General features: G+C 62.7%; 6 protein-coding genes. 4 read left to right on the forward strand and 2 right to left on the reverse strand.

Annotation, left to right across the window (positions count from 1 at the left end; translation table 11 throughout):
- Positions 1-194: 194 nt before the first annotated feature.
- Together AC628_RS02025 and AC628_RS02030 are read right to left on the reverse strand one after the other, a co-directional pair.
- A complete protein-coding gene (locus tag AC628_RS02025) occupies positions 195-641 on the reverse strand; it encodes a DsrE family protein (RefSeq protein ID WP_074125102.1) in 447 nt (148 codons plus the stop codon).
- 40 nt (positions 642-681) lie between these two features.
- Positions 682-1,299, reverse strand: coding sequence for a hypothetical protein (locus AC628_RS02030; protein ID WP_074125110.1), 618 nt, complete (start codon positions 1,297-1,299; stop codon positions 682-684).
- A gap of 499 nt (positions 1,300-1,798) precedes the next feature.
- On the opposite strand from AC628_RS02030, the gene AC628_RS02035 reads away from it, so the two are divergent.
- The 4 genes from AC628_RS02035 to AC628_RS02050 all read left to right on the forward strand — a co-directional run bounded on the left by AC628_RS02035 (position 1,799) and on the right by AC628_RS02050 (position 8,113).
- Positions 1,799-3,742 carry a PrkA family serine protein kinase gene (locus AC628_RS02035; RefSeq protein ID WP_074125103.1) on the forward strand — a complete coding sequence of 648 codons (1,944 nt, stop codon included), beginning with the start codon at positions 1,799-1,801 and terminating at the stop codon, positions 3,740-3,742.
- Positions 3,743-3,845: 103 nt separating this feature from the next.
- Positions 3,846-5,117: a YeaH/YhbH family protein gene (locus AC628_RS02040; protein ID WP_074125104.1), complete on the forward strand. Its 1,272-nt coding sequence runs from the start codon at positions 3,846-3,848 to the stop codon at positions 5,115-5,117.
- Between the two features lie 4 nt (positions 5,118-5,121).
- Positions 5,122-6,666, forward strand: a complete 1,545-nt coding sequence (locus AC628_RS02045) for a SpoVR family protein (protein ID WP_074125111.1) — start codon at positions 5,122-5,124, stop codon at positions 6,664-6,666.
- A 256-nt stretch (positions 6,667-6,922) separates the two neighbouring features.
- Complete coding sequence (locus AC628_RS02050; RefSeq protein ID WP_074125112.1) at positions 6,923-8,113, forward strand: ABC transporter substrate-binding protein; 1,191 nt, start codon at positions 6,923-6,925, stop codon at positions 8,111-8,113.
- The last annotated feature ends 628 nt before the right edge of the window (positions 8,114-8,741 follow it).

The raw sequence follows: 8,741 nt of genomic DNA on the forward strand, positions 1-8,741 counted from the left end.
AGGGTCGATTTTTAGGTTCCCGGGCAGCTTTCGGGGGCGGAGGGGGATTGTCAACATGGCTGGGGGCCCCGGGCGGAATATCAGCATTCCCAAGGGATAACGCCATTCACAACAGTTCGATCCCCTCGGACGCGGGTGCGAGCAGACCCCGAACTCAGCACATTTTTATGACGCGTTGCGGCGCACGCCGCAGGTCAGGGCCGCAGGTAGAGGTAACCCCGGGATTGCAGCTCGGCGAGGCGCACGACGCCGCCGCGCTCGGCGGCGACGAAGCCGGGCAGCAGGTCCTTCAGGCCGATGTTCTGCGATTTCATGGTGTTGCCGCAGGCGGCAAGCTCGATCCCGTCCCTGGTGAACTGCCCGACATGCATTGACAGGTCGGGATTGGCCGCCGAGGCATGAAACGCCTTCAGCGCCTGGCCATGCACCACCAGCGCGATCGTGACATTGCCGGGGCCGCCGACGCCGTCGAGATGGTTCTGGATGTTGCCGATCACGAAACTGACCTTGTCGAGGTCGTCGAGGTGATAGACCACCTTCAGTTTCTGGGGCGGCGCCTCGGCGGCGGCGTTCGCTGATGACGCCGCGAAGGCGGCGCCGATCGCCGAGAGGGTGCCCCACAGGATGCTGCGTCGGTGCATGGCGTCCCCCGCGCAATTGTTGTTGATCTGACCGAGCCTATCACTTGTGGCGGAGCGCCGCGAGTTCCTTGCGGTCGGTCACAAGTTCGGCGCATTCGCCGGCGGCCGCGCGATCGAGGCGAAAGATCTTGTCGTCGGCGCCGGCGAGCAGCTCTTCGCTGGCGTCATCGTCGGGCTTGTTGCGATTCCACATCCTGATGCTGGCGAGGCGTGCGATCGCGGATTTGTCGTCCTTCGACAAGGCCACGCTGATACCGCCGCCCTCGCAATCCACGCCGCATTCGAAGCGGATTTCGTGGCCGGAGTCGGTCGCGACCGCGTGGTTGCAGTAGCCGCTGGAGTCGAAATTGCCGGAGCGGTGGCGGTAGGTGACGCCGAGGCGGAATGAGTAGTTGGTGGTCTTGTCCTCCGGGGCGTCTTCGACTGAGACCAGAAGCTTCATGGCGCTGACCTTCTGCTTCGGATGCTGCGCCAGATGATTTGCATCGTATCGCCGCACGAAGCAGGCATAGGCTTTCGCGCCGGGCGGGCCTGCGAACATCCTGTTGTCGAAGGCGGCTGCCGTGGCCTTGTCGACCTCTCCCTGTGCCTGGATGGCTGACGACGCGCCGGCGCAGGCTGCGGCGGCAAGTGCGACAACAAGGAGCGTCTGCTTCATGGCGGCCTCGGGAATAGCCTGCGCCTCCAAGGTGTCATCTTTACAGCGCGGCAATGGTGCCGCGCGGAACTGCGCGGGCTCGTTGCCTTAGTCGCGGCGACAAGGAGGCACGTTCAACCTCGCCTGACAGTTTGTTCATGCGAGTCTGTGACGTAAACATCTTGACGCCAAGGCTGGACAGCCACACCTTTTCAGGGAAGCCCAACGTTCATCGCCGGACGGGGAAGTTGCCCCGCTCGGATGTCCACTTGGGAGGGCTGGGCCCCGGTAAACCACGGATGTGGCGAAGGGGTTACAACCACCAAAAACAAGGGGATATTGATGAACCATTAAGCTTCCTGCCTGTTGATAAGGCAGAGGCTGCACGCGCCGTGCATTGCCGAAGTGAGTCGGTCGAGTGTCCAATGGACCCAGCGTGCCGACGCTGATTCGATCCTAGGACGCTCTGGTTACGACTCGTGTCAGTCGTGCGGCGATACATATCGTGGAGATAGGGATCATGTACAACGATTCTTTGTTCAACGCCTTCGCAAGGTCGTTTGAAGCGCGAAGCCAGACCGACATGTCGATGGCCGAGTATCTGGAGTCGTGTCGAAGTGATCCGATGCGATACGCCAATGCGGCCGAGCGGTTATTAGCGGCAATCGGTGAGCCCCAGATGATCGACACGGCCAAGGACCCACGCCTTGGCCGTATCTTTTTGAACCGTACGATCCGGTCGTATCCGGCCTTCGCAGGCTTCTACGGCATGGAGGACACGATCGAGCGTCTGGTCGGCTTCTTCCGTCACGCCGCACAGGGCCTCGAAGAGCGCAAGCAGATCCTCTATCTGCTCGGACCGGTCGGCGGCGGCAAGTCATCGCTCGCCGAGCGCATCAAGTCACTGATGGAAGTCCACCCCATCTACGTGCTGAAAGCCGGCGATGAGCTCTCGCCCGTGTTCGAAAGCCCGCTCGGCTTGTTCGATCCGGAAACGCTCGGGCCGATCATCGAGGAGAAGTACGGCATTCCGCGGCGGCGCTTGAGCGGGCTGATGTCTCCGTGGGCCTACAAGCGGCTCGAGGCCTTCGGCGGCGACATTTCGCAATTTCGCGTTGCTCGCATCCAGCCGTCGCGGCTGCGCCAGATCGCGGTTGCCAAGACCGAGCCCGGTGACGAGAACAACCAGGATATCTCCTCGCTGGTCGGCAAGGTCGATATCCGCAAGCTCGAGACCTACGCACAGAACGACCCCGACGCCTACAGCTATTCCGGCGGCCTCAACCGCGCCAACCAGGGCGTGCTCGAGTTCGTCGAAATGTTCAAGGCGCCGATCAAGATGCTGCATCCGCTGCTGACCGCGACGCAGGAGGGCAACTACATCGGCACCGAGAACATCGGCGCGATCCCGTTCACCGGCATCATCCTCGCGCACTCCAACGAAGCCGAGTGGCAGAGCTTCAAGACCAACAAGAACAACGAGGCCTTCATCGACCGCATCTGCGTCATCAAGGTCCCCTACGTGCTGCGGGTGACCGAAGAACAGAAGATCTACGAGAAGCTGATCCAGGGCTCCGAGCTCGCCGCCGCACCCTGCGCGCCGGCAACGCTGGAGACGATGGCGCGCTTCTCGGTGATGTCGCGCCTGCGCAAGCACGAGAACTCGACGCTGTTCGGCAAGATGCGGGTCTATGACGGCGAGAGCCTGAAGGAATCCGATCCGAAGGCGCGCAGCGTGCAGGAGTACAAGGACGCCGCCGGCGTCGACGAAGGCATGGACGGCGTCTCCACCCGCTTTGCCTTCAAGGTGCTGGCCTCGACCTTCAACCACGATACGACCGAGGTCGGCGCCGACGCGGTGCATCTGATGTATGTGCTGGAGCAGGCGATCCGCCGCGAGCAGCTGCCTGACGAGACCGAGAAGCGCTACCTCGAATTCATCAAGGCGGATCTCGCGCCGCGCTACGCCGAGTTCATCGGCAACGAGATCCAGAAGGCCTATCTGGAATCCTATGCCGACTACGGCCAGAACCTGTTCGACCGCTATGTCGACTACGCCGACGCCTGGATCGAGGATCAGGACTTCAAGGATCCCGACACCGGCCAGCTGATGAACCGCGAACTCCTGAACCAGGAGTTGACCAAGATCGAGAAGCCGGCGGGCATCGCCAACCCGAAGGACTTCCGCAACGAGGTCGTCAAGTTCTCGCTGCGTTCGCGGGCGCACAATGGCGGCAAGAACCCGAGCTGGACCTCCTACGAAAAGGTTCGCGACGTGATCGAGAAGCGGATATTCTCGCAGGTCGAGGATCTGCTTCCGGTCATCTCGTTCGGCTCCAAGAAGGACGGCGAGACCGAGAAGAAGCACGGCGAGTTCGTCGAGCGGATGGTGGAGCGCGGTTATACCGAGCGCCAGGTCCGTCGGCTCGTCGAGTGGTACATGCGGGTGAAGCAGGCCGGCTAGTGCACGATCCGGAAGGCCGGTAACAACCGGCTTTCCGTTCCGTCCAAGCAAGAATGCGATGCGACTTTGATCGCATCCGGCGCGAGGCAGATGCAAAGTGGTCATGCACATCGTCGATCGGCGGTTGAATCCGGGTAGCAAGAGCCTGGAGAACCGGCAGCGCTTCCTGCGGCGCGCCAAGGCGCTGGTTCAGGGAGCCGTCAAGAAGTCGTCGCAGGACCGGGACATCAAGGATGTCCTGGAGGGCGGCGAAGTAACCATCCCGCTGGACGGCATGGATGAGCCGCGCTTCCGGCGCGAGGGCGGCACGCGTGACATGGTGCTGCCCGGCAACAAGAAGTTCGTCGAGGGCGACTGGCTGCAGCGGCCGAACCAGAGCGGCGGCAAGGGTTCCGGTGCGGGTGAGGGCGACAGCGAGGACGCCTTCCGCTTCGTGCTCAGCCGCGAGGAGTTCGTCGATCTTTTCCTCGACGATCTCGAGCTGCCTGATCTCGCCAAGCGCAAGCTCGCGGAAACCGAGAGCGAGGGCCTCCAGCGCGCCGGTTATGCGACCTCGGGCTCGCCGGCCAATATCTCGATCAGCCGCACGGTGAGCCGGGCGCTGGCGCGCCGGGTGGCGCTGCGCAGGCCGCGCAAGGACGACATCGAGGCGCTTGAGGCGGAGCTTGCGGAATGCGACGACGATACGCGCCGCCGCGAGCTGCTCGCGCTGCTCGAAGCGCTGAAGGCCAAGGCCAAACGGATCCCGTTCATCGATCCGATCGACATCCGCTACCGCCGCTTCGAGACGGTGCCGAAGCCGGTGGCGCAGGCCGTGATGTTCTGCCTGATGGACGTCTCGGGCTCGATGTCCGAGCACATGAAGGACCTCGCCAAGCGGTTCTACATGCTGCTCTACGTCTTCCTGAAGCGGCGCTACAAGCATGTCGAGATCGTGTTCATCCGGCACACCGACCGCGCCGAGGAGGTGGACGAGGATACGTTCTTCCATGGACCGGCATCCGGCGGCACGCTGGTGTCGAGCGCACTGGTTGCGATGAACGACATCGTCCGCGCCCGCTTCCGCCCGGCCGACTGGAATATCTACGCGGCCCAGGCTTCGGACGGCGACAACATGACGTCGGATAGCGGGCTGACCGGACTTCTGCTGACCGACAAGATCCTGCCGGTCTGCCAGTTCTTCGCCTATCTCGAGGTCGGCGAGGCCGCCAACTACACCTTCGACATGCCGGACTCCTCGCTCTGGACGCTCTATGAGCGTCTGCGCAACGACGGCGCGCCGTTGTCGATGCGCAAGGTGAGCGAGCGCGGCGAGATCTTCCCGGTATTCCAGGACCTGTTCAAGCGCCGCACCACCAGTCAGGAAAGGGTATAGTTTGATGGGATCTTCCGGGGGACGGCTGTTCGAGGGCGCCGACTGGGATTTCCAGACGCTGCAGCGAGTTCACGACGCCTGCGAGAAGATCGCGCGCACGGAGCTCGGGCTCGACGTCTATCCCAACCAGATCGAGGTGATCACCGCAGAGCAGATGCTCGACGCCTATTCCTCGGTCGGCATGCCGCTGTTCTACAAGCACTGGTCGTTCGGCAAGCAGTTCGCCTTCCAGGAGGCGTCCTACCGCAAGGGCCTGATGGGCCTCGCCTATGAGATCGTGATCAACTCCTCGCCGTGCATTTCATATCTGATGGAGGAGAACACGGCGACGATGCAGACGCTGGTGATCGCGCACGCGGCGTTTGGGCACAATCACTTCTTCAAGAACAACTATCTGTTCAAGCAGTGGACCGATGCCGAAGGCATCCTCGACTATCTCGAATTCGCCAAGGGCTACATCGCGGCCTGCGAGGACCGCCACGGCCGCGAGACCGTGGAGCGGACCATCGATGCCGCGCATGCCCTGATGTCGCATGGCGTCGACCGCTATCCCGGCAAGAAGATCCTCGACCTGCGCGCCGAGGAGAAGCGTGCCGGCGAGCGCCGGCAGCACGAGGAAAGCGTGTTCAACGATTTGTGGCGGACAGTGCCCAACACCAAGCACAAGAGCAAGGCTACGCTCACCGTCGAGCGCCGCCGCGCGCTGCTCGGTCTGCCGCAGGAGAACATCCTCTATTTCCTCGAGAAGACCGCGCCGCGCCTTGCGCCCTGGCAACGCGAGCTCATTCGCATCGTTCGCCACATCGCGCAGTATTTCTATCCGCAGGGCCAGACCAAGGTGATGAACGAGGGCACCGCGACCTACGTGCATTACCGTATCATGAGCCGGCTGCATCAGCAGGGCCGGATCACCGACGGCAATTTCCTCGAATTCCTGCAGTCGCACACCAACGTGGTGTTCCAGCCCGAGTTCGACGACCGCCGCTATTCCGGCTTCAACCCCTACGCGCTCGGCTTTGCCATGATGCAGGACATCGAGCGGATCGTGAAGAACCCTGAGGACGAGGACCGCGACTGGTTCCCCGATATTGCCGGCAAGGGCGACGTCGAGGGCGTGCTGCGCGAGATCTGGAGCAACTACCGCGACGAGAGCTTCATCAACCAGTTCCTCAGCCCGGCGCTGATCCGGCGCTTCCGCATGTTCCATCTGCACGACGACCCCGCCGAAAGCCAGGGGATCAAGGTCGATGCGATCCACGACGAGCGCGGCTATCGCCGGGTGCGGCGCGAACTGGCGCGGCAATACGACGTCGGCTTCGTCGACGCCAATATCGAGGTCATGGATGTCGATCTCGACGGCGATCGCCGCCTGATGCTGCGTCACACCACTGTGAAGGGTGCGCAGCTCAACGAGACCGACGCGCGGCGGGTGCTGCAGCATCTCGCCGATCTGTGGTCCTACGACGTCGCGCTGACCGAAGTCGACGGCACCGACAAGGTGCTGAAGGAATACGTGGTCAGCCCGCGCGCCGCTGCGGTCGCCGCCTGAGCATCACGTAATCGAGACCAGCAGCGCGCGGTGACTGCCGCGCGGAATGCGTGTCTGGCTTGGTGAACCTTCGTTTCCATCGAAGGCTCGCATCGTGAACATCACGGCAACATTCGAGCCTCTCGAAGCGCATCATGTTCCGCGCGAACGTGATTGCCGGCATGCGGAAATTTCGCCGAGTCTTCTTGGTGATTGCCTGCGCGAGCGCGATTGATAATGTGCGCCGCGTCAAGAAAACCAAGAAAAGGATATGCTCTTGTCAACTCGCTCCCGCCTGGCGGGCCTTCTCGCCGTCACCGCGCTCACGGCCTCGTCGATCTCGCCGTCCATTGCTGCCGATTCCGCGATCAGAATAGGAAACACCGCGCCCTATAGCGGCCCGGCGTCCGCCTACGGCACGATCGCGCGCGCCGAAGCCGCCTACTTCCAGATGCTCAACGATCAGGGCGGCATCAACGGCCGCAAGATCGAGTTCGAAAGTCTCGACGACGCCTATTCGCCGTCGAAGACCGTTGAGCAGACCCGCAAGCTGGTCGAGCAGGACGAGGTGCTCGCGATCTTCAGCGCGGTCGGCACCGCGCCGAACATCTCGGTGCAGAAATATCTGAACATCAAGCACGTGCCCCAGTTGTTCGTGTCGTCAGGCGCGACGCGCTGGAACGATCCGAAGCAGTTCCCGTGGACGGTCGGCTTCAATCCGACCTACGAGCTCGAGGGCCGGCTCTATGCGAAGTACATCCTGAAGACCAAGCCGGACGCGAAGATCGCGGTCATCACGCCGAACGAAGACGCCGGCAAGGACTATCTCAAGGGTTTCAAGGACGGACTTGGCGAGCATGTCGGCCAGATCGTCGCCGAGACCACCTACCTCACGACCGATCCGACCATCGATTCCCAGATGGTGACGATGCGCGAGTCCGGCGCGGACGTGTTCTTTGCCGAGGCGACGCCGAAATTCGCCGCGCAAGCGCTGCGCAAGGCGGCGAGCATGGGCTGGAAGCCGCTGACCATCCTGCCGACCGTCTCCAACTCGGTGTCCGCGGTGCTTGAACCCGCGGGCCTCGAGAACGTCATCGGCGTCGTGACCGGTCTCTACCTGAAGGACCCGACCGATCCGCGCTGGGCCAACGATCCCGCACAGCAGGAGTTTTCGGCCTGGATGAAGAAGTACCAGCCGAATGCGAGCCCGGGCGATCTATTCAACGTGCAGGGCTACACGGTCGCGCAGGTCATGACGGCGGTGCTGAAGAACTGCAACGGCGACTACAGCCGCGACAACATCATCAAGCAGGCGAGCAATCTGAAGGCGCTCGAATTGCCGATGCTGCTGCCGGGCATCAAGGTCCAGACCGAGCCGGACAATGTGACGCCGATCCGCCAGATCCAGATGGCAAGGTTCGACGGCAAGTCCTGGGCGCTGTTCGGGGACGTGCTGAGCGACAAGTAGCCGTCACCAACCCCGCTGTCGTCCCGGCCTAGTGCGCAATTGCGCACGGGAGCAGGGACCCATACGCTGCGGCTTCTGTTGAGCGGGACTCGTCGTTCCAGCGTAGCTCGGCAATCTGCATCGGTGGTTATGGGTCCCTGCGTTCGCAGGGACGACACGGAGTTTGCTGCACATCCTTGCCGCGTCTTTGCGACGGCGAGTCCTGGCCGCTGTTCGGCGACGTCTTGAGTGACACATAGCGGCCACCAATTCCGCTGTCGTCCCTGCCTAGTGCGCAATTGCGCACGGGAGCAGGGACCCATACGCTGCGGCTTCTGTTGTGAACGGGACTCGTCGCTCCAGCGTAGCTCGGCAATCTGCATCCGGTGGCTATGGGTCCCTGCGTTCGCAGGGACGACACGGAGTTTGTTGCACAGCCTTGCCGCGTCTTTGCGACGGCGAGTCCTGGCCGCTGTTCGGCGACGTCTTGAGTGACACATAGCGGCCACCAATTCCGCTGTCGTCCCTGCGGACGTAGGGACCCATACGCTGCGGCTTCTGTTGTGAACGGGACTCGTCGCTCCAGCGTAGCTCGGCAATCTGCATCGGTGGTTATGGGTCCCTGCGTTCGCAGGGACGACACGGAGTT

The sequence above is a fragment of the Bradyrhizobium sp. NAS96.2 genome (genome assembly GCF_001908235.1).
Classification (GTDB): Bacteria; Pseudomonadota; Alphaproteobacteria; order Rhizobiales; family Xanthobacteraceae; genus Bradyrhizobium.

Coding starts and splice junctions, on each gene's coding strand:
- AC628_RS02025 (WP_074125102.1), bottom strand. CDS start 641: ATGCACCGACGCAGCATCCTGTGGGGCACCCTCTCGGCGATCGGCGCC.
- AC628_RS02045 (WP_074125111.1), top strand. CDS start 5,122: ATGGGATCTTCCGGGGGACGGCTGTTCGAGGGCGCCGACTGGGATTTC.
- AC628_RS02035 (WP_074125103.1), top strand. CDS start 1,799: ATGTACAACGATTCTTTGTTCAACGCCTTCGCAAGGTCGTTTGAAGCG.
- AC628_RS02030 (WP_074125110.1), bottom strand. CDS start 1,299: ATGAAGCAGACGCTCCTTGTTGTCGCACTTGCCGCCGCAGCCTGCGCC.
- AC628_RS02040 (WP_074125104.1), top strand. CDS start 3,846: ATGCACATCGTCGATCGGCGGTTGAATCCGGGTAGCAAGAGCCTGGAG.